This is a genomic window from Aliivibrio friggae (assembly GCF_057368515.1).
On the sequence record NZ_CM170648.1, the window covers coordinates 377,991 to 400,312 of the forward strand.

A 22,322-nucleotide genomic window follows, 5' to 3' on the forward strand; every position below is an offset into this window, starting at 1 on the left:
CTGTATATATAACCGGGTGCTATGAATGCGCCCCTAATCTATCTGGAGCAAACTATGGCCAGCCGTGGTATTAATAAAGTTATTCTTGTTGGTAACTTAGGGCAAGATCCTGAAATCCGTTACATGCCAAGTGGCGGTGCGGTAGCAAACATTACAATTGCAACGTCTGAATCATGGCGTGATAAAGCAACTGGCGAACAACGTGAAAAAACAGAATGGCACCGTGTGTCTTTGTTTGGTAAGTTGGCGGAAGTTGCGGGTGAGTATTTACGTAAAGGCTCTCAAGTTTATGTTGAAGGTCAACTTCAAACACGTAAATGGCAAGACCAAAATGGTCAAGATCGCTTTACTACAGAAGTTGTTGTTCAAGGCTTTAATGGCGTAATGCAAATGCTTGGTGGTCGTGGTCAAGGCCAAGGCGCTCCAGCTGGTGGTCAACAACAGCAAGGAAATTGGGGTCAACCTCAACAGCCTGCTCAGCAAAATAATTTTGCACCAAAGCAACAGCAGCAAGCCCCTCAACAACAAGCACCACAGGCTGCTCAGCCTCAATATAATGAGCCGCCAATGGACTTCGATGACGACATTCCGTTCTAATCATAGAATGTAGATGTTGTTATAAATAAAAAAGCCTCGAATTTATCGAGGCTTTTTTTATCGGCGTATCCTGGTATTACTTGCTGAACTTTAAGGTTAAATTTGGAAATTGCTCAGCAATGTAACTACTGGCGGTATAAATTAGAAAAGCGATACCAAGCATCTCTAATGTTTCTTCAATGGTATAGCTAACGGCATAATTTAATGAGTTAATACCGTGTAACTGAGAGATTTTACCCCCAATCAGCTCAAATCCTAATGCCCCTGAAACGTAAATAACACCAGATAAGATAAGAAGATTGCGGGTTTTGGTTGGCAGTCTAAACAAGAATTTAAAATAGGTTAACGTAAAAATGAGCAGTAAGGCCGCATAAGGAATTACCCAAGCAAAATAAAGCACACCGCTTGTATTTAAAGAATTACGAACAGGGCCTACTAACATTTCATGAAGCTCTGTCATTTCATCGAGAGCAAGAAAAAGAAATATGCCACTTAAGCCAGCCCAAGCCAAATAGGCGTCATGCTGTTTTGCATGAATATGAGCAACAAGACCGAGTAAAAGGCTGGCAACGATCATTGCACAAGAAGAGTACAGTGTTGGGATATTCATTTCTTTATCGACATTAAATAAACGGATAATTGTTTCAATGTGAGAATACGTTAAGTAATGTTCGGAAAAGATAGCAAAGGAGTTTGCCACGAAAAGTAGAGTAATAATGGAGAGGAAAAAAGTTAATAATTTTTTAGCATTGAATTCAATATTCACGTATCTACCTTGTATGATCTAGGGTTTGTGCAGATTTATAAGTGTTCTGTTACTGACTTTGGGCATTGTATAGAGATGTTGGTGAAATATTTGTATTATATCTAATACGCATTTAGAGATAGTTCTAAATCTTACATGTTTAATTGTGGCATTATTCACAATCAGATTTTTTCAAGGAAGAAAAGTTTAATGAGAAAGACCCCAAGTTTACGCCTAAGCAATCGCTTAATATCATTTGTCACATTAATGGTGTCAGCTGCAATCTTCATTTTGTTTATTGGTGGAACCATCTCATTTAAGCAAATTGGTAATGAATACCTTGAGCATTATTTGACTGGTGTAGTGAATGTTGTAGATGAAGAGTTACTACATCCAGAAGAAGCAGAATCAATGGCTAAGTGGCTACCTAAACTATTGAAAGCAAGTAGTGTAGTGAGTATGGAATTATCTTCTCCTACTGGTGTTGTTTATTCGTTTCAAACATTAGCGGTTATCCCTGATGGCAGTTTACTCTCTACAAACACGCTACCTCTTCAGATGAATAAAGGGTATTCAATTACCTTTAAATCAGTACCTCCCTATAGTGCATTTGCCTACTCTTTAGGTGCTCTATTTTCAATAACAGCAGCTATTGCTGTCATTATCGTCTCATTATTATGGGGAGTGGTCTGGTTAAGGAAACAACTGCATGGTTCTGAATTATTAGAAGAACGAGGCAGAATGCTATTAGCTGGGAAGTTAGATGATTATGCTGTTGGTAACGAAGAAGAATGGCCAGCAACGGCTAGTTTAGCGCTTGATAGTGTGATCACTGAATTAAAAGACGCACGAAAAGAGCGCAGTCGCTTCGATACGTTTATTCGTACCCATACTTTTTTAGATCAATTGACAGGCTCTGCGAATCGAGTTTTATTCGACAGTAAACTCGAATCGACATTACAAGAATCAGACAGTCAAGGTGTTCTTTTATTATTGAAAATAAATGGTTGGGAAGACTTAGTTGAAGAACAAGGGAAAGCGGTTGGTGATGAACTCATTGTTGAAGTCGGTAAGCAACTGAATAATTTAATCCAGCGTTACAGTGATAGCGTTCTCTCTCGTTATTATCAATCTGATTTTGCATTACTTATCCCTCAGCAATCTCTTAAAGAAGCAAAAGTAATCGCGGCTCAATGTTTAAAAATTGTAGAGAAAATATCGCCGCCAAAAAGCTTGGATTCTGATAATTGGTGTCACATAGGCGTCAGTATGTACGTAAGTTCAGAAAGAAGAGGTCGCTTAATGGATGAGTTAGATATGGCTCATCGTAGTGCACTATTACAGAACAATAACAGTTGGTCTCTATTTAAAAAGCAACAACAACTGACTGAGAGCTTAGGTAGTGTTCGTTGGAGAAACCTATTTGATGCTATTTTTGAGCAAGAACAATTAGTGCTGTATAAGCAATCAACTTTTCTTTTTAAAGATAATGGGCTTGAGACTCTTCACTTTGAGCTTTTTTCTCGGATAAAAGATGAAAATGGAGTGCAAATTAAAGCCTCTCGTTTCTTACCCGCGATAGAACAAGTTGGTTACCAAATAAAGTTAGATATTGCAGTATTGAAGCAGGTATTCCCGTTGCTTGCTGATCCTGATTTTTCTCAACATCATTTTTCTGTACACCTACAAGTTAAGAGTTTACAAAATCCTGTATTTGTACGACAGCTTAAAAATAGGTTATTACAAACTCCTAGAGCTCAACTTCAACGACTGAGTTTCGAGTTAACTGAAGGTCAGGTAGTGACGTATTTAGATGCGGTAAGACCTATCGCTAAGTTATTAAAAGGATTTGGCTGTCAATTAGTTGTCGAACAAGCAGGAAGAACAATAGTAAGCACTCACTACATTAAAGACTTGAAGGTTGATTATATTAAGCTTCACCGTAGCTTAATGAAAGATATTCACCAGCGATATGAGAATCAGTTATTTGTACGTAGTTTATTGGGCGCGTGCGAGAATACCGGCGCTAAAGTATTGGCAGTGGGAATTGAAAGTAAGAAAGAACTTAAATTATTAAAAGAGTTAGGTGTTGAAGGAGGGCAAGGCCGAATTTTTGAAGCAGAAGTTGCTCTATTCCACCAACAGGAAAAAATATCAATACCAAAAAGAAGAAATCGATGGGGAAAGTAGGAACTTTCTTAATTTGTAGATAATCTCATATCAGACAGGAATAGAATGTTGTATTATCTTGCGCTATATGTCTTGGCTTGTTAATACCATTGAAATAACGCAGTAGAGAAATGAGCAATATAATGAATATGATGGATGCATTAAAAAAACTGAAGCTATCTCGTTCAGTAAAGACAACAACATCGATTGTGATATTGCAAGGTGGTATTTATATCGCAAAAAGTGATGCTAATGATGAACTTAAATCACATCACTTTACTCCTGTTGAACAATCACATAATTGGAAAGAAGCTCTAATTAGTGCTTGTCAGGATATGGCTATATCAGATTGTAATGCGAATATTGTGATAGGTTCGCATTTATACCAATCTTTCCAAATTGATAACCCGAATCTACCAAAAGAAGAGTTGGTTGGCGCTTTACCTTTTTTAGTTAAGGATCTGATCTCTGATCGTGTTGCAGATATTGTCGCTGATGGAATCGAGACGATTAATGGCAAGATGCAAGTATACATTTCTCAATTAGCTACGATTCAAGCCCTACTTGAGTTACTAAAGCCGCTTTCAATTAATATCGTCAATGTCACCCCTGATGAATTGGTTTGGGGGCACGCCAAAAAAGAAGACGATAGCTTCATGCTATTAACCCACAATAAATCAGCTGAATTTAAGTTACTTGCTTTTAGTGAAGAGCGTTTGCACCTCAACCGTTCTTTACGTGGAATTATGGCTCCATTAACGGGTGATAATGCAAATAGCTTTCAATTAGATAGCTTAGCATTGGAATTACAACGCTCATTGGACTATCTCAGTGCTCAGCTGCATAGCGTTAATATTAACCACTTATACTTTCGTTGTGATGATGAAGACGATGCGATTTTAGCATCAGAATTACAGAATCGTTTAGGTGTGAAAGTTGCTTCACTTTTGGTTGATGAACCACGAGTATTTCGATCTGGAGAATTGCTAGCTTGGCTTGGATTATTTAATCAATCAAGTGTCAATTTATACAGTGATAGATTAAAACCGAAAGCGGATTATTTCACTCTACAAAATGTAATGATTAGCTGGGGTGTAGGCCTTGTTATTGCGGCGATGATTGTTGGTTTTTATCAGTGGAAATTAATCAATTTAGAAGAACGCACGCAATTGCTCGCATCTCAAGAAAGTCGCCATAAACAAGAATTGTCAGTATTAAATAAAAAACTAGAAGGGCATAAACCTTCTGCTGCAAAATTAGCGGCAATTAAGCGCTTAAAAGAAGACATTGAATCGAAACGTGCATCGTTGAAAGTGATTGATAATTTTGATGAGGGAATGCAGATCGGTTATTCCGGTGTTATGAGTAACTTAACTCAACTCGGAAAAGGAAATATCTCTCTGACAAAAATCTATATTTCAGGTGAAGATGTTAACTTTACGGGTTATGCACGAACGCCAGATGTTATCCCTAATTGGGTGCAAAGCTTTGAAAGTGAACTGCACTTAGTGGGCAGAACCTTCGACCAATTAGAAATCAAAACAGATGAGAAAGGCTTAGTGTCATTTATCTTAAACACTAAAGTGGCAAAGGAATAATCATGGAACATTGGATTAAAGCCAAAGAGGCATTCTCTGCACTTTCGCAAAGAGAAAAAATACTAATTACTTTAGTTGGTTGGGTTGCTGTGATTTTTATTTCATTAACCTTTCTTGTTGAACCTAAAATCGCCCAATATCAAAAAGTGGAACGAGATATTACCCGTTTAAACAACTCGATTTCATCGTTAAAGCAACAAATTGAATTGGCTCAATTTAGGCTACAAAAAGATCCAAATGTAGAGATTAATGAACAATACCAAGCGTTAACGCTAGAGAGTCAAGATCTCGCAGAATTGCTTTCAAATCGAGTGGCTGCTTTAGTATCGCCTAGTCAAATGGCTCAGCTGCTGGAAACCGTGCTACAAGAATCATCAAAGTTAACCTTACTTTCAATGAGTACGCTACGTTCAGAGCGTTTATTGGATGAAAATAATGTTGCTGGCTATTACATTCATCCTGTGAAGTTGGTTTTATCAGGAAACTATTTTGATATAGAAGCTTATTTATCTAGTTTAGAAGCGTTGCCTGTGAAGTATTATTGGCGAAATTTTAACTATGAAGTTAAAAAATACCCAATAGCAGAACTTAGCATAGAGGTTTATACGCTAGGTTCGAGTAAAGGATTTATTGGCGGCTAATATGAAAAATATTTTTTTAGTTTTATTGCTATTCTCAGCTTCGTCTTACGCATCAGATGCTACGGTTGGGCATGATCCTACTGAGCCTCTAAGTTGGATAAAACCAGAACCAGTAAAGAAAAAAGTGGTTAAGAAACGCCAGTATTTTCCTTCATTACAAGCAATCAGTTGTACTGGGCAGTCAAATTGTTATGCCGTGCTGGATGATAAGTCAGTGACAAAAGGCGACAAAATATCAGGTTACACTTTATTAGCGATTAACGAAGAAAGCGTTTCGATTGGCCGTTCTGGTAAGCAGTGGCAACTTTCTCTATTTTCACAAGATATTAAGAATTAAGGTTTGTAATAATGAAAGTACGTAATGTCATCATTAGCTTCATGGTAGCGTCATTAGCGGGCTGCTCAATGGGGCACCGTGATCCCGTTGAAATTAAACAGACTTTAGATCAATCTATTAATGAAAATGGTGGCCAGTTATTAGCTGATTTGCCAGCTTCAGTACAGGCTGATTTAATGCCTGATTTGAATGCGCCGAGTATTGAAATAGATGAACCAGTTAAACGTTTTAGAGTAAAAGCTAACGGAGTCAGCGCTAAAGCTTTCTTTACTAGTCTCGTTAAAGGCACTGAATACAGCGTTGTAATACATCCTAAAGTTTCTGGTCGTATAACAATGAATGTTAATGATGTTACCTTAGACGAAGTTTTATCTTCGGTTGAAGATTTGTATGGCTATGAAATTGTAAAGTCAGATAAAATATTACAAGTTTATCCAGCGACAATCCGCACAGAAACAATCCCTATTGATTATTTGCAGCTTACTCGTAAAGGTCGCTCATTAACGACGATAACAACGGGCTCTATTACTAATTCTGATAGCAATTCATCATCAAGTAATAGTGATAACTCAAATTCAAGCGGTAATTCGTCTTCATCATCTTCTGCTACTGGCGGAACTGAAATTGAAACCACCAGTGAAAGTGACTTCTGGACAGAATTAGAGAAAGCAGTATCAGTGATGATCGGAAATGGTTCAGGTCGTAGTGTTGTAACCTCTCCACAAGCGAGTGTTATTACTATTACCGCCTCTCCTGATGAGTTACGTAAAGTTAAACAATTTTTAGGTGTTTCTCATAAACGCTTGCAACGTCAGGTTATTTTAGAAGCTAAATTGCTTGAAGTAACATTAAGTGACGGCTATCAGCAAGGTATTAATTGGTCAAATTTAACCGGTTCAATTGGTGGTACGGATATTATCTTCGGCCAAACTCCAGGAACAACAGCTGGGGCTTTACCGGGTATGGATGCGATTGGGTCCTTATTAGGAGGCCAAACTAACATCACTGTTTCAGATGGGAATTTTGAAGCGGTTCTTAGTTTTATGGATACTCAAGGTGATTTGAATGTACTTTCGAGTCCTCGTGTTACTGCTGCAAATAATCAAAAAGCCGTAATTAAAGTCGGTCGTGATGAATATTTTGTTACTGACGTATCAAGCGTTACAGGCAGTGGTGATAATTCAAATGCATCACCGGAAGTGACTCTAACTCCATTTTTCTCTGGTATTTCATTAGATGTGACTCCTCAAATCGATGACAAAGGCAATGTAATGTTGCATGTACATCCTTCTGTTATTGATGTTGAAACTGAAATTAAAGAGATCGGTTTGGGTGATGTAGGTGGTGTGCTTCAGCTACCGCTAGCGAAAAGCTCAATCCGTGAGTCTGACTCTGTTATCCGTGCAAAAAGTGGCGATGTGGTGGTTATTGGTGGTTTGATGAAATCTCAAACTGTTGACCAAGTATCTAAAGTTCCATTCTTAGGTGATATCCCTGCATTAGGTCATTTATTCCGTAATGTAAGTCAACTTACTCAAAAAACAGAACTGGTTATTTTATTAAAACCAACGGTTGTTGGTGTTGATACTTGGCAAGAAGAGTTAGAGCGTTCTCGTGATTTATTGCAAGAATGGTTCCCTGACGAGTAATCACAACGTTTATGTATGAACAACATTTCGGTTTAAAGCAGTTACCTTTTACCTTAACGCCGAATACCTCTCTTTTTCATGGATTATTGCCTCATTATGAGGCGATAAAAATGGTATTGTCTGCCATCTCTATGGGAGAGGGAGTCATTAAAGTTACTGGTGAGATTGGCACGGGTAAAACGCTAGTTTGTCGAATGTTGATGAGTCAGTTACCTGCGAATGTTGAGTTACTTTATCTTCCAAATCCGATGATGAATGGTCATGAGTTACGTCAAGCATTAGCTAAAGAGCTATGGATTGATCAAGGCGGTGATGGTGTCGCATTGACTGACCGCATTCATGATCGGCTGATTGATTTACAAGCGGAAGGAAAAACCGCTGTTGTTTTTCTTGATGAGGCACAAGCACTCAGTGATGACGCTCTAGAAACCTTGCGTCTATTTGGAAATCTTGAAACTGACTATACCAAGTTATTGCAAATTGTTTTGTTTGGACAGCCAGAACTAGATGAGAGATTACAGCAATACCACTTACGTCAGCTTAGACAGCGAATTACTTTTTCTGCATCGCTACGCACATTAAATGTGAGTGAAACCGTAGCCTACATTAATTATAGAATGTCTGAATCTGGCTGTGAGAATAACCCCTTTACGCTTTCACTGATGAAAGCTATTTGGCGAGCAAGTGGTGGCGTACCACGATTAATTAATCAACTATGCCATAAAGCGCTACTTATTTCTTTTTCTGAAGAGTTAGAGACAGTATCAGCTAAGTCCGTATTTAATGCCATTTTAGATACGACTGATACCGCCAAACCTACGTATTATTTCCCCACATTTTGGGGTTGGAGAGCATAGTGAGTGCCACTAATAAAGCCTTGTTGAATATTACTAAACAAGATGTAAATGAAGGTGTTCAAAAGAGCATTTCTCCAGCACATATTCCAAATGTTGAATCTAAATTTAAAGCCTCTTTCTTTTTTGCTATTGGAGTGATTAGTTCACTCTCTCTTATTGGCTGGGCGAGCTTAGGTGATACTTCAAACCCTATTCAAGAAGAGGTGCCCGCTACACGAGTATTGACAGGAGCACCTATTTTATCTCTCTCGCCTACGCAAAAAGTAGCCAATAAAGAGATCAGCTCTATTTATAAAGATAAAGCACTTGAGCCCATTTCTATTGCGAGAGAACAGAAATCAGAAAATAGAGAAGCGCAGCCTGCAAAAGTTACTACATCGGCTGTTAGCTATACCGCGAATACAAAAACAGCATCAGTAACACCTAAAAAAGAGTCGGTCATCCCCAAGACCCCACAAGAGAAGGCAACAGAAGATTTTTTTGTGGAAGAAGTTGAATTATTACCATCAGATTTAGCTCAAAAAAGTCGTGAAGTTGCTAAGAATGCTTTAGGTAGATCTGATTTTAAAGAGGCAATGAAAGCGTACTATACGGTTTTAAAATATCAGCCTAGTGATGAGGAATCACGAAAGAAACTCGCGGCATTATTGTATGGCAAGCGAGAAGTACAAGAATCTGCGGCGGTATTACAACAAGGGATTAAGCTTGACCATAACAGTGTCTCTTTGCGTTTAGCGTTGTCGAGTTTATTGCAAAAAGAAAAACAGCCTGAAGCCGCTTTGTCAGTGTTAGAGTTCATACCTGTAGAGGCCGATGTTGATTATCTTGCTACTCGTGGCGGATTGGCTCAACAGCTAAAGCTGATGGACTTGGCAAAAGAAAGTTACCAAATGCTAGTAGAGAAAGAACCCGATAATGGTCGCTGGTGGCTTGGCCTAGCGATAGTTTATGAAAGAGAGGCGCAAGTAAAGAAAGCGTACGAGACTTATCAAGCCGCATTGATTAAACCTGGATTATCTCGCTCATCTCAGGTGTTCATAAGAGATAGAATTAAATTATTAGCAACAATGGAAGGAAATGAATAATGCGTCTTAAGTTAAGAAAAAGACTTGGTGATCTATTAGTCGAAGAAAACATTGTTACTGAACAGCAGATAGAGCAAGCCCTGTTAGCACAGAAGAAAACAGGACGAAAACTGGGTGGTACGCTAATACAGTTAGGCTTCTTATCTGAAAAGCAAATGTTGGCCTTTCTATCTCAGCAATTAGATGTTCCTTTGGTTGATTTAAACCGTGCAGATATTGATGCTGCTGCAGTACAGCTATTACCAGAGGTTCATGCTCGTCGATTACGAGCACTAGTGATCAGTCAAAAGGGAGATACCATTCGTGTAGCAATGAGTGATCCTGCCGATCTCTCCGCTCAAGAAGCACTGTTTTCGCAACTTCAGCGCTATCAAATTGAAATGGTTATCGCATCAGAAAGACAATTAGTTGATAGCTTTGACCGTTTTTATCGTCGAACTAAAGAGATCGCCTCTTTTGCTGAACAATTACAATCTGAACATCAAGATACCAATGACTTTAATTTTGGTATTACAGATACCGATAATGATGAAGTTACCGTTGTTAAATTAATTAATTCTTTATTTGAAGATGCAATTCAAGTTGGTGCATCGGATATTCATATCGAACCTGATGATAAAGTATTACGTTTGCGTCAGCGTATTGATGGTGTTTTACACGAAACGCTACTTAATGAAGTCAATATCGCTTCTGCTTTAGTACTTCGTTTAAAGCTTATGGCTAACTTGGATATTTCTGAAAAACGTTTACCTCAAGATGGGCGCTTTAATATAAAGTCCCGTGGTCAATCGGTTGATATTCGTCTCTCAACCATGCCAGTACAATATGGCGAATCAGTAGTAATGCGTTTACTTAACCAAACATCAGGTATTCGTGAATTAGAATACTCAGGCTTACCTGAACATCTTTTAGTTCGATTACGTAAACAACTACGTCGCCCTCACGGTATGATCTTAGTAACAGGGCCTACAGGTTCTGGTAAAACGACAACGCTATATGGTGCGTTGAGTGAGCTTAATCAGCCAAGTAAGAAGATCATTACTGCGGAAGACCCAGTAGAGTATCGTCTACCTCGAATTAACCAGGTTCAAGTAAATAGTAAGATTGATTTAACGTTTGCTAAAATTTTAAGAACCTTCCTACGTCAGGATCCTGATATAATTCTTATTGGTGAAATGCGTGATCAAGAAACCGTAGAGATTGGATTGCGAGCAGCCCTAACCGGTCACCTAGTATTATCAACATTACATACCAATGACGCGGTAGACAGTGCGTTGCGTATGATGGATATGGGCGCGCCTGGGTATTTGGTAGCGAGCGCGGTTCGTGCAGTATTGGCTCAACGACTCGTTAAGAAAATTTGTCCGGATTGCTCTGGGGTTGATAATTTAGATGACGCTCGTAAACAATGGGTGCAGACACGTTTCCCAAATCAAGTTTCAGTCCCATTTCAGAGGGGGCATGGTTGTCAAAGCTGTAATTTAACTGGCTACCGTGGGCGTATCGGTGTTTTCGAACTACTGGAATTGGATCAACCCATGATGGATGCATTAAGAGCTAATGATGCTGTGGGTTTTTCTCATAAAGCACGAGAAAATGCAGATTATAAACCATTATTAGCATCAGCCATGGAGTTAGCCATGAATGGCATCATCAGTCTTGATGAAGTGATGGTTCTAGGGGAAGGAGATAATGCCGCTTCCCATCAGCCAATATTGATGTAGGCATAGAGCATGGCAATATTTAAATACAGCGGGCGTAACAGACGCGGAGAGCAAGTATCAGGCTCCGTCGAATCGGTATCACAAGAAGCCGCCGCTGAACAGTTGATGAATGATGGAGTGATCCCGACCTCTATTCGAGCAAGTAAATTTGGTGGTAATTCGAGTGCTTCTGATTGGAAAAAATGGTTTCAACCTAATATTCCTTTAGAAGTATTAGTGATTTTTTGTCGCCAAATGTATAGCTTAACAAAGGCAGGGGTACCATTGTTGAGGGCGATGAATGGTTTGTCGCAAAACAGTAATAATAAACTGCTCAAAAAAGCATTAGAAGAAGTGACTACTGATTTAACTAATGGTCGAAGCTTATCGGTATCAATGCAGCAGCATCCACAGGTATTTAGCTCTTTATTTGTTTCAATGATCCATGTTGGTGAAAATACTGGTCGTTTAGATCAGGCATTATTACAGCTTGCAAATTATTATGAACAAGAGATGGAAACACGTAAGCGAATTAAATCAGCGATGCGTTATCCTATTTTTGTGTTGAGTTTTATTTTCTTAGCGATGTTAGTACTGAACGTTAAAGTTATTCCACAATTTACCTCAATGTTTGCTCGTTTTGGTGTTGAACTGCCATTACCAACGCGGATTTTAATGGCGACATCGAGCTTCTCTGTAAATTATTGGCACTTTATGCTCGGTGGAATGGCCGGAATGTTTGTTGCTTTTCAATCTTGGATCAGTGGCGATGTCGGGCGTGAAAAATGGGATAAATTTCGATTACGAATTCCTATTGTTGGCGATATTGTTACACGAGCGCAAATGTCACGTTTCTCAAGAACCTTTGCTCTGATGCTAAAATCAGGGGTGCCATTAAATCAATCTATTGCTCTTTCTGCGGAGTCTCTGGGTAATAAGTACTTAGAAAACAGATTGCTTGAAATGAAAAATGGAATTGAATCGGGCACCAGTATGTCAGCAACCGCAGCACAAAGTGGAATTTTCACACCGCTTGTTCAACAGATGATTGCGGTAGGTGAAGAGACCGGGCAAATCGATGACTTACTATTGGAAGTGTCTGACTTTTATGACCGTGAAGTCGATTATGATTTAAAAACCTTAACAGCAAGAATAGAACCGCTGTTGTTGGTGATTGTATCGGGTATGGTTCTGATATTAGCACTAGGTATTTTCTTGCCTATGTGGAATATGTTAGATGTGGTAAAAGGCGGTTAATTATGTCTGCAACCCGAATCATATGGGGGGCTCTGGTGATTATTTTACTTGCTGTTATTTTATACCAGTGGGAGATAATAGAGCCTGAAGTTGAAGATACTGCATTGACGATGACCAGTCGGGAGATATTATCCTCAGCGAATGAATTCAAAAATTACTGGGTGGTGAATGGACAGCCTCACTCCATGATAAAAGATGGTATAGATGTAAAATTTTCATCATTAGGCTGGCCAGTAGTGCTTAGTGATAATGATGTGGATTGTCAGGCATGGTTAGCTCTTTTATTACCAAATAAAGACAAGGTTTATGCGGACCGTATCGAAATAAATAAAAATACTAGCATGAAAGAACAATATCGCTGTGATTATAGAATACCGAATGGTAAGGTGTTTTCTGTAATGTTATCGAATGGTGTTTTTAAAGTTAATGTCGGTTTTTTGAATTAAAAATTAATGGGCATTTTTTTGACGAACACTGTGTTTTTTTTTGTATAATCCCTTACAATTCAGAACGAAAATAAGAATAGAGAGAGAAGCATTACGATGAAGCACCAAAAAGGTTTCTCACTGGTTGAGCTAGTGATTGTGATTGTTGTAATAGGTTTGCTGGCAACAGTGGCATTACCTCGATTTTTAGATGTTAGCCTTGAAGCAAAAAAAGCCAGTATTGAAGGCGTTGCAGGTGGTTATGCAACGGCGGTGCTTTCTGCAAGAGCACAATGGGAAGCGGAAGCTCGTCCAAGAACAGATAGCTACAATGCGGTTAGTTATGATGGCACTGAGTTTTGGCTAACAGATCCATCTCAGGCAAATCAAGTGGATTTTCGTCCTGGTTACCCAATTTCACCACGTGAAGATTTAGATGGTAATGATACTGGGAGCTACCCAACGTCATTAACGGCAAAAGAATGTATCTTGTTGATGGAAATGTTATTGCAAAATGCGCCATACGTGACAGATGACAGCAATGACAATAAAGCGAAATACTTAGCAGAAGTGATTAGCGAAAATAGTCGCAATCAATGTAAATATACGCAACAAGAAAACGAAGGGCACTTCTTTACCTATGAGCCTGAATCTGGCCGTGTGGTAGTGACTCTGCAATAAAGAATTAATGCCTTTATGATCGTGTTGTTCATAAAGGTGCTAAATGAAAACTGCTTAAACCAGTGGCGTATAGCAGTAACTGTTTTAACAATAATGGTGGCAACGATTAAGTTCCATCACTTTTTATAATAAAAGAGAGTAGTAACATGAAAAGACAAGGTGGTTTCACCCTTATTGAGCTAGTAGTAGTAATCGTTATTCTAGGTATTCTTGCAGTAACTGCGGCACCTAAATTCCTTAACCTACAATCAGATGCACGTGCATCATCACTGCAAGGCCTAAAAGGCGCAATGTCTGGTGCTGCTGGTATCGTTTATGGTAAAGCGGCGATTGATGGTAATGAAGCGACAGGTAATCCTAGTGCTCTTCCTGCTACTGCATCTGCTGCTGGTGTAACTATCAGTTTTGGTTATCCAGTAGCTGCAAGTGGTGGAATTAATGTTGCTGTTGTAGGCCTTAATGACGATTGGAGTGTAATTAGTGGTGGTAAGACTACTGATAGCTCTGTTACTTATGGCTTTAAATCAGGATCTAAAGATTCTTGTAGCGTGACATACACTGAAGCTGCTGACAAAGATACCCCGCCAGTAATTACTGCTGCAGGTGTTGATGCTTGTTAATAGTTAAAGCTAAATAATCAAAAGCCAGCGATCTCCGCTGGCTTTTTTGTATCAAAAATTAACAAACTCTCGCTATCTCTATAAATTACTTTATCCTAGTAACAGGAAGCAATAAGGTAACGGATGATGACTTTTCCTCTCAATAAAAACAGCTTGAAACAACAAACCCAAATTAGTGGTTTTACTCTGGTGGAACTGATCGTTGTGATAGTGCTGCTCGCTATTATTGGTGTCTATACATCCACTAAATACATGGGGGCGAGCCGTTTCTCTTCGGCGGCAGCACAAGAGCAAGTACTCTCTATTCTGCGTCAAGTTCAAATCACAGCGATGCAAACCAATACTGCAATTGATAGTACTAGTTGTCGTTCAATTATCATGTCACCTACACAATTTGGTGTCGCTCAGTCGTGCCAAAATCAGGGTATGAACAGCGCGGTACTTTCTGATTATTCAAAAGAGACAAATCAGCAAGAATTAGAGTTAATCAAATTAAAATATGTGTTTAATTCAGTAAACGGCACAGTCTCTGAGTTATCGTTTGATTTACTTGGAAGACCTGCAATAGTTACTTCATCCGCAACCACCACTCTTTGTACCGACAGTGATTGTCGCATCACCATAACGTCACCTTCTTCAAATGAAAGCCGCTCTGTGTGCATTAATAGTGAAGGCTTTATTTATCGTTCAGTTCAAGATGAAGGATGTGGGATATGAGTCGAATGAGAGTAAACCAAATTGGTTTCACACTAATAGAGTCCATCGTTGGAATTGTAATTCTAGGTTTCGCTCTGTCAGTCTTGGTTTCTGGTGTATTTAGCTCTTCAACTAAATCGCATCAAGCTACTTATCAAGCTCAAGCTGCTGCGCTAGGTCATTCAATTATGACCGATATCTTAAGTCGTCAATTTGATGAACACAGTGATCCTAATGGGGGAGCGTATCGCTGCGGAGAAGTTACGGCACCTGATGTGTGTTCAAGTCCTAATGAACTTGGGCGAGATAGTGTTACAGAAAAAAATACAACTAGCCATTCTACTATTTTTAATGATGTTGATGATTTTATTGGATGCTGGGGAGAGGCTGCTCAATGTACTTCAGGGTTAGCTAATTACTCGTTAAATCGTTTAATAGATCAAGACAGTGCCGCTGAATATAAAAATTTTACGGTTGAAATCAATGTCGCTTATGCAGATGTAGATAATAGTGCAACAGCAATAACTCAGTTCAAAAAGATCGATATTACCCTGTATGCAAGCAGCCATGCTCAATATACTTTTAGTGCTTATCGAGGGAATTATTAATGAAGCGCATTCGTGGTTTTACCCTTATCGAGTTGATCTTAACTATTGTGGTGGTCGGGATTGTTGCCCTCGCAGCCAGTAATACCTTACTACTGGGTTTTCAAAGTTATAACGACAGCATTGATCGTCAAGATAACCAAATGCAGGCAAAGTTTGTCATTGAAAAGTTGAGCCGAGAACTGCGTCATGCAGTACCAAATAGCGTAGAAGTCTCAGGAAATGGTAATTGCGTCAGTTTTATTCCTGTTGAGGCAAGCGCTTTCTATTTGGCATTACCAGCATTTGGTCAAAAGCACATTGATACTGTATTACTTTCTAATGCGACGTTTAATCTCAATGGTCATAGGTTGGCCATTAACCCAAGCTCTCAAGCTGATTTAATTAATGAAAGTAACCACCGATTTGTGAGCATTGAATCAATGACGCAATCTGGAAGTGTTTCTACAATTAACTTTCCTAACGCACTTAATAACCCTGCTTTTATTTCAAGTTCAATCTCTGAACGTGCATTTATTTATAGTCCAAATCCTATTGAATATTGCATCCAACTTGGTGGCGTATTCCGCAGTGGGATTCAATTAGCAAATCAAGTTTCTTCAGGCGATTTCACTACGCAAAGCGCATCGGTAAATCGTAATAGTACTATTAAAATGACCTTAATTTTTGAAAATGACTTAGGTGAAACAACTCAATATCAACATGATGTGCAGGTGATCAATGTACCATAATCAAGCAAAGCAAAAAGGTAACCTGTTGATCATGTCTGTTGTTGTCATGGTTGTTGTTGGCTACCTATCATTAAATTTATTGAAAGTCGAAACTAGCAATCACGATACGGTATCTAAAGAAGTATTAGGTACTCAAGCGTGGTTTTTAGCGCACTCAGGAGCGGAGTGGGGATTAGTGCAGCTGTTTCCATTAGGGATGTCGGGAGCCGATGATTCGATTTGTGATGGCAGTGTTAGAAGGCCAAATATGCAGCTTGATGGCAGTGGTTGTCGTACGACGCCGCAAGTAGAGTGCGAGCAAACCCAAGTGCGCTATCAAGATAATGATATTCACTACTTTAAAATCATTAGTACGGCTAGCTGTGGTTCAGGAATAAATGAAGTGACACGAGTTCAAGAAGTATGGGCAAAGGAGATAGGGCAATGAGAATATGTTTGAAATGGCTGTTTTTTATTTGTTCACTATTAGTAAGTCCTCTTGTTTTAGCTGACTCGTATTTATCTTGTGATGTGTCTAGTGAACGTGACTTTTCGGTTCAATTTACCATTGATGACAATGAAAATGATCTTTATATAAGTAAACCTAGTTTATTTGGGATAGATAGGTTGTGGTCAGCGGAAAATAGACTATCAACTATTATTTATGATGGCGCAATTCAAGAGGATGAAGATTATTATCTTGCACTAAGTTATGAATATTCTGGAAATTGGCTCACTTCTGGCGTTATTACTTATTATAAAAGTAGCGACGGCAATATTTGGAATGAGATACAAAAAGAGAATGTGAACTTTTATGCTCTTTTAGGTAGTAATTTAAAAGTATGGGCGGAAGCTGATGAAGATATAACTTCTCTGTCTTGCTCTGATTCACAATTTATACCAAATCCTGAGATTAATAGAGATCCACAGTTTGAATTCGGTCGGTTAAGCGCATCTGAATGCCCAATTGATTCAGAAGGTAATGTAAATTGTACATTAACGTTTAAAAATACATACGAGGCAGACAAACCTGCACCTTTGGTTTTTGTTATGCCAACAATTGAGAGAGAAAATACAAATAAATCGCAATCAATTACAGAGTTACCTTCATCATTACGTGTATCTAACGTTACTCATCAAGGTGCTAATGTAGTGCAAGTAATTGCTCCTCATGAAAAAGCCGCTCATTGGGTTAAGTTTAAGCAAGCACCAATGCAAGATATTGACTATTTTGTAATGGAACCAGGAGTCTTAGAGCTAAGTAATGGCTCTAAGATCGTTGCTAATTCATTATTTACATCAAGGACAATCTCCAAAGGTGACAATGAAGGTAGCACTGGAGAAATTATTGATTTTAGTCAGTATGGTTTGTCATCAGATTTCACTTCAGTTCCTGGGATTTTAGTTGAGCCACAAACGAAGAATAATGCGACAGCTTGGTTTACTGGTTACGCAGGGGCTGTGGAAAAAAAACAGTTTCGTTTAGCTCTCGAGCGCTCCGAAGTAACGAGCAATAATTCAGTTGATAATAATGAGAAAGTGGCATTTGTGGCTGGACAAGGTGCGGGGTTTGTTAATGGTAAGAAATTTTGGCTTGGTCAAGCTGAAACAACAAATACAACAAAAAATGAAACAGATAAAATTTTCAACCCTGTAACTAAAGGTTGTAAGCTTGCATATACAGATATATCTGAAGGGAATTTTGATAGTCCGCCAATTTTAGTTGCGACTAAGAACTCAAGAAATGGAGGTAATGGCGGATGGCTTCGCCGTTGTGATATTCAAAAAGATAAAGTGTCTTTTATTGTTGAAGAGGATATGAATAAAGATTCTGAACGAGCTCACGCAGCTGAGAAAGCAGGATTCTTTATGTTTGAAGAACCAATCAGTTCTCCTGTTTGTGATTTATTCCCAAGCCCAGTTCAAACATGGAAAAATAATTCATTAGCAAGCTTATCTATTTTAAAAAGAGCGAAGATCACAGGATCTCCTTTGATTTCTGGCCGTCGTTTTGTTGGTTTTTTAGATGGCGATATTCATGATGACAATAATAAAATAGCTTGTGATGGAACGGAGTGTTTTCCGGAATCTGGCTTAATGGTTGATAAATTATCATTGGAATCCTTTAGACCTCCGACACCTGATTTTGAGACCGTTATTGTAGGAAAAGATGAAACAAAAACGTATGAATCTGATGAGATTATGGGCTCTTTGACGATAGATAAAAAAGGCAAAGCAATTTTTAATACGGGTACTTATTGGATTGATAGCATTAACCTCCTTGGTGAATTAATTATTCCGCCGGGTGAGAATGTGATTATTCACACTAAGGGTTTTTCTTTAAGTAACAGTGCTTTTTTTGGTATTCAAGGTGATGCTCAACTACTTGTGATTGTTCATGATCTACCATATACCTATGGGAATATTTTTAGTTGGGTGAATCTTGCAAATCACTCAAATTTTAAGGGGTTATTATATAGTGAAAAAGAGGTATTAATTAATAATCATGCGGTCTTAACTGGAGCAGTAACTGCGTCGATTATTACTGTCTATCATGATGCTCAGATTGTAGGCTCTAACCAATGCTTTGATCCTCCTAAAAACTACACACTAAAAGTCACTCCACAAATTGATTACAGTTTAACTTGTGAGCGGATCCCTGTAACTTTTACGGTTGAAGATGATAATGGTCCTGTTTCTGGCTTCAATAAATCTTTCTCAGCTGTAATTAACGCAAAAGATAATGGAGCTGCATGTTGGTCTACCTTTGCAGATAAGTCAGTCGCTGCTGATTGTGCAATAACTGGCTCAACATTTGTCGATGGTGAGAAAACGCTATACCTAGATAGCGCTGACTTGGATGTGTTTGATGTTACCGCTTCTAGCGAAAACTTGAATGAGACAGAGCAAGAACACTTTGAGTTTGTGCCATTTAAGTTTGAAGTCGATACGGTTCAGGTTATTGCCAATAAATCACAGAGTTTTGATATTAACGTTCTCGCTTGTAATGATGGAACTCCCGATGTAGTTCAAGATTATAATGGCAGTAAAACGTTAGAGGTATCCTCATACATACTGGATTCGCCGAATCCTACAGAAGGGGAAAGGACGGATTTAGAGTTAGCCGGCAGTATAAATCCAGGCCAAATAGACCTTACTTTCAATCAAGGTATAGCTACAACAAGTTTAACCTACCAAGAAGCAGGATCTGCCCATTTTACATTGAGTGACCCAAACTTTACTTGTCCTTTAGGTTTTGATTGTAATGATTATCCTGTTGATTCTGGCTTGTTATCTGCGGTAGTAAATATTGAATCTAGGCCATGGAAGCTTGAAATTTGTAGTGATGTTGCGATTGATGGTGATAGCAGAGGAGGTTCAGCACTCGTTGCTGCAGGTGACGTATTTTCTCTAAAAGTGAAGCCTGTAAGGTACGGTGTTGCTACTGATTTCTGTAATTTACCGGTAACACAAAACTTCTTTAAACCATCGGCACCTTTTTCATCTATATATCCATCATACGAGTTAAGTACTCCAACGGCTGGAGTGAAAGGTATTCTAGCGCCACTAGCTCCTATCGATAATGATGTTTACGTAGATGTCGGCAGGAATAGCTATTATGAATTCAATAATATGGCCTATTCAGAGGTCGGAAGCCTTTTATTTAAATCTGAGGCGTTAAGTCCTACTTTTTATGATGGGATTCAAGGTGGGATTGAATTTGGAACTAAATCGATAGGCCGTTTTTATCCTGCAAAGTTTAAGTTACTAATGGACTCTATTACTTATCCCACTAAGCAGTCGTTTGCTTATATGAATCAACCTTTTCAGCAAAATTTCATTATTGAAGCTCGAAATGTAAATGGAGAGCCAACAAATAACTATGGGCTATTTACTAATAACTTAATTGCAGATGTAATTTATTCTGCTCAGTATAATGGTTCTAGTTTACTTAACGATCGGGTTGTTGATGGAAGCTTATTTAATTGGAGTGAGAGTAGCTGGAAAGAAAACGCAGAAGGAAAGTTTGAATGCTTCATAAATGGCCCTCAGTATAATTCATCTCAATTATGCGTATGGATTGATACTTTTGAGATAACTAAATATATATCTAAGGTAACTCCAATCTCAACAACACCAGATGGTCCAATCATTGGAGGTAGCTCAAATACATTATTTTCTTTGAGTGTCACTGGAGGAGACAATGTTAAATTTTCTAACGGCACTAATAATATTGAATTTGAAAACCAACCAGACGTTCGCTACGGCCGAATGGTATTAGACAGTGTTGGAACGGCTGTCGGTCAAAGTGTCACTGTCCCACTGCGCGTTGAGTATTGGAATGGTAATGATTTTGTTATTAGTGATACTGATAATGCGACAACATTTAATGGTGCTAATTATTGCAAACAAACTATTTGGCCAGATCCGAGTTCATCAAGTGGTTCTTCATTGTCGGGATCTAACTTAAATGGTATTGATTCTGGTGTTGATAGAAGTAATTTAGAAGCTATCGCAGATTCCAGTAATCCAGATTTACGAGAGCAAGTGCGCTTTTGGTTGAGATTAGCGAGTACCTCTCCACAAACAAGTGAAACGAATGTCGCTTGTGAATCAGGTTATGAGGACCAACCTTGGTTACAATACAACTGGCGAGGGCAAGGTGATGAAGATCCATCGACAGTCGTGACCTTTGGTATTTTCCGTGGCAATGATCGAGTCATATTCCGCAGCGAAAGTAACATTATTGGTACTTCTAACTAAAAATTGAATAAAAATCCTGATTTGCTTCAGGATTCTGTAGCAATGCCTTGCTGATTAGGCTAGGCATTGGTACATTTAGTAAAATTTATCTTATTCTCACGTTTTCAGGAAATACGAAGATTATGTTTAAAAAACTTCGTGGCATGTTTTCAAACGATCTTTCGATCGATCTAGGTACTGCCAACACACTTATCTATGTAAAAGGTCAAGGGATTGTTCTTGATGAGCCGTCTGTAGTTGCTATCCGTCAAGACCGTAATGGTTCAACGAAAAGTGTTGCAGCTGTTGGCCATGATGCGAAGCAAATGCTAGGTCGTACTCCTGGTAACATCTCAGCTATTCGTCCAATGAAAGATGGCGTTATTGCTGACTTTTATGTGACAGAGAAAATGCTTCAGCACTTTATTAAACAAGTGCATGACAACAGCATTTTGCGTCCAAGCCCTCGCGTATTAGTTTGTGTTCCTTGTGGCTCTACACAAGTTGAACGTCGTGCTATCCGTGAATCAGCACAAGGTGCAGGCGCTCGTGAAGTTTACCTAATTGATGAGCCAATGGCGGCTGCGATTGGTGCTGGTTTGCCAGTATCAGAAGCGACAGGTTCTATGGTTATCGATATAGGTGGCGGTACAACAGAAGTTGCTGTTATCTCGCTTAACGGTGTTGTTTACTCTTCATCAGTACGTATTGGTGGCGATCGCTTTGATGAGGCTATCATTAACTACGTTCGTCGTAACTACGGCAGCTTAATTGGTGAAGCAACCGCAGAGCGTATAAAGCACGAGATCGGTTCAGCTTATCCTGGCGATGATGTCTGTGAAATTGAAGTTCGTGGTCGTAACCTTGCAGAAGGTGTACCTCGTAGCTTTACATTGAACTCAAACGAAATCTTAGAAGCGCTTCAAGAGCCTCTATCAGGTATCGTTTCAGCAGTAATGGTTGCACTAGAACAGTGTCCACCAGAACTGGCTTCTGATATTTCAGAGCATGGTATGGTATTGACTGGTGGTGGTGCACTTTTACGTGATTTAGACCGCCTTCTAACTGAAGAAACAGGGATTCCTGTTGTTGTTGCTGAAGAACCACTAACTTGTGTGGCTCGTGGCGGCGGTAAAGCATTAGAAATGATCGACATGCACGGTGGCGATCTGTTTAGTGAAGAGTAATAACAAATAACGGGTGA

The 22,322-nt window shown here is 39.0% G+C and carries 20 protein-coding genes; 19 read left to right on the top strand and 1 reads right to left on the bottom strand.

Going from position 1 to position 22,322, the window contains the following annotated elements:
- Window positions 1–54: 54 nt before the first annotated feature.
- Window positions 55–597 carry a single-stranded DNA-binding protein gene (locus tag AC2INI_RS01675; protein WP_122036546.1) on the top strand — a complete coding sequence of 181 codons (543 nt, stop codon included), beginning with the start codon at window positions 55–57 and terminating at the stop codon, window positions 595–597.
- 76 nt (window positions 598–673) lie between these two features.
- Here the strand turns inward: AC2INI_RS01675 and AC2INI_RS01680 are convergent, their stop codons facing one another.
- Window positions 674–1,363 (bottom strand): hypothetical protein, encoded by a 690-nt coding sequence (locus AC2INI_RS01680; RefSeq protein WP_122036547.1) that lies wholly within the window; start codon window positions 1,361–1,363, stop codon window positions 674–676.
- Between the two features lie 189 nt (window positions 1,364–1,552).
- Between AC2INI_RS01680 and csrD the strand changes: the two genes are divergently transcribed.
- The 18 genes from csrD to AC2INI_RS01770 all read left to right on the top strand — a co-directional run bounded on the left by csrD (window position 1,553) and on the right by AC2INI_RS01770 (window position 22,305).
- Complete coding sequence (gene csrD / locus AC2INI_RS01685) at window positions 1,553–3,532, top strand: RNase E specificity factor CsrD (RefSeq protein ID WP_486305215.1); 1,980 nt, start codon at window positions 1,553–1,555, stop codon at window positions 3,530–3,532.
- Window positions 3,533–3,654: 122 nt separating this feature from the next.
- Window positions 3,655–5,109 carry an MSHA biogenesis protein MshI gene (locus AC2INI_RS01690; RefSeq protein WP_122036549.1) on the top strand — a complete coding sequence of 485 codons (1,455 nt, stop codon included), beginning with the start codon at window positions 3,655–3,657 and terminating at the stop codon, window positions 5,107–5,109.
- Between the two features lie 2 nt (window positions 5,110–5,111).
- Complete coding sequence (locus tag AC2INI_RS01695; protein ID WP_122036550.1) at window positions 5,112–5,750, top strand: MSHA biogenesis protein MshJ; 639 nt, start codon at window positions 5,112–5,114, stop codon at window positions 5,748–5,750.
- Between the two features lies 1 nt (window position 5,751).
- Window positions 5,752–6,087, top strand: coding sequence for a type IV pilus, mannose-sensitive hemagglutinin D (MSHK) (locus AC2INI_RS01700; RefSeq protein ID WP_122036551.1), 336 nt, complete (start codon window positions 5,752–5,754; stop codon window positions 6,085–6,087).
- 11 nt (window positions 6,088–6,098) lie between these two features.
- Window positions 6,099–7,736, top strand: a complete 1,638-nt coding sequence (mshL, locus tag AC2INI_RS01705) for a pilus (MSHA type) biogenesis protein MshL (protein WP_122036552.1) — start codon at window positions 6,099–6,101, stop codon at window positions 7,734–7,736.
- A gap of 11 nt (window positions 7,737–7,747) precedes the next feature.
- Window positions 7,748–8,593, top strand: a complete 846-nt coding sequence (locus tag AC2INI_RS01710; RefSeq protein WP_486305216.1) for an ExeA family protein — start codon at window positions 7,748–7,750, stop codon at window positions 8,591–8,593.
- Entirely contained in the window at window positions 8,593–9,678 is a 1,086-nt protein-coding gene (locus AC2INI_RS01715; RefSeq protein ID WP_486305217.1) for a tetratricopeptide repeat protein, read from the top strand. Before AC2INI_RS01710 ends, AC2INI_RS01715 begins: the two co-directional genes overlap by 1 nt.
- Window positions 9,678–11,402: a GspE/PulE family protein gene (locus AC2INI_RS01720; protein ID WP_486305218.1), complete on the top strand. Its 1,725-nt coding sequence runs from the start codon at window positions 9,678–9,680 to the stop codon at window positions 11,400–11,402. The genes AC2INI_RS01715 and AC2INI_RS01720 overlap by 1 nt, the downstream gene beginning before the upstream one ends.
- 9 nt (window positions 11,403–11,411) lie before the next feature.
- On the top strand, window positions 11,412–12,638 hold the full coding sequence (locus AC2INI_RS01725) for a type II secretion system F family protein (protein WP_122036556.1): 1,227 nt from the start codon (window positions 11,412–11,414) through the stop codon (window positions 12,636–12,638).
- Window positions 12,639–12,640: 2 nt separating this feature from the next.
- The gene (locus AC2INI_RS01730) at window positions 12,641–13,084 is read left to right on the top strand and encodes a type IV pilus, mannose-sensitive hemagglutinin protein MshF (protein WP_486305219.1); all 444 of its coding nucleotides are present in this window, start codon (window positions 12,641–12,643) and stop codon (window positions 13,082–13,084) included.
- Window positions 13,085–13,180: 96 nt separating this feature from the next.
- Entirely contained in the window at window positions 13,181–13,744 is a 564-nt protein-coding gene (locus AC2INI_RS01735; protein ID WP_122036558.1) for a prepilin-type N-terminal cleavage/methylation domain-containing protein, read from the top strand.
- Between the two features lie 146 nt (window positions 13,745–13,890).
- On the top strand, window positions 13,891–14,364 hold the full coding sequence (locus AC2INI_RS01740; protein WP_486305220.1) for a prepilin-type N-terminal cleavage/methylation domain-containing protein: 474 nt from the start codon (window positions 13,891–13,893) through the stop codon (window positions 14,362–14,364).
- Between the two features lie 123 nt (window positions 14,365–14,487).
- Window positions 14,488–15,081: a type II secretion system protein gene (locus tag AC2INI_RS01745; RefSeq protein ID WP_486305221.1), complete on the top strand. Its 594-nt coding sequence runs from the start codon at window positions 14,488–14,490 to the stop codon at window positions 15,079–15,081.
- Window positions 15,078–15,668 carry a type II secretion system protein gene (locus tag AC2INI_RS01750; RefSeq protein ID WP_486305222.1) on the top strand — a complete coding sequence of 197 codons (591 nt, stop codon included), beginning with the start codon at window positions 15,078–15,080 and terminating at the stop codon, window positions 15,666–15,668. The genes AC2INI_RS01745 and AC2INI_RS01750 overlap by 4 nt, the downstream gene beginning before the upstream one ends.
- Window positions 15,668–16,396: a PilW family protein gene (locus AC2INI_RS01755; RefSeq protein WP_486305223.1), complete on the top strand. Its 729-nt coding sequence runs from the start codon at window positions 15,668–15,670 to the stop codon at window positions 16,394–16,396. The genes AC2INI_RS01750 and AC2INI_RS01755 overlap by 1 nt, the downstream gene beginning before the upstream one ends.
- Window positions 16,386–16,823 (top strand): MSHA biogenesis protein MshP, encoded by a 438-nt coding sequence (locus AC2INI_RS01760; RefSeq protein WP_486305224.1) that lies wholly within the window; start codon window positions 16,386–16,388, stop codon window positions 16,821–16,823. The genes AC2INI_RS01755 and AC2INI_RS01760 overlap by 11 nt, the downstream gene beginning before the upstream one ends.
- Entirely contained in the window at window positions 16,820–21,139 is a 4,320-nt protein-coding gene (locus AC2INI_RS01765; protein ID WP_486305225.1) for a DUF6701 domain-containing protein, read from the top strand. The genes AC2INI_RS01760 and AC2INI_RS01765 overlap by 4 nt, the downstream gene beginning before the upstream one ends.
- A 122-nt stretch (window positions 21,140–21,261) precedes the next feature.
- Window positions 21,262–22,305 (top strand): rod shape-determining protein, encoded by a 1,044-nt coding sequence (locus tag AC2INI_RS01770; RefSeq protein ID WP_122036565.1) that lies wholly within the window; start codon window positions 21,262–21,264, stop codon window positions 22,303–22,305.
- Window positions 22,306–22,322: the final 17 nt, after the last annotated feature.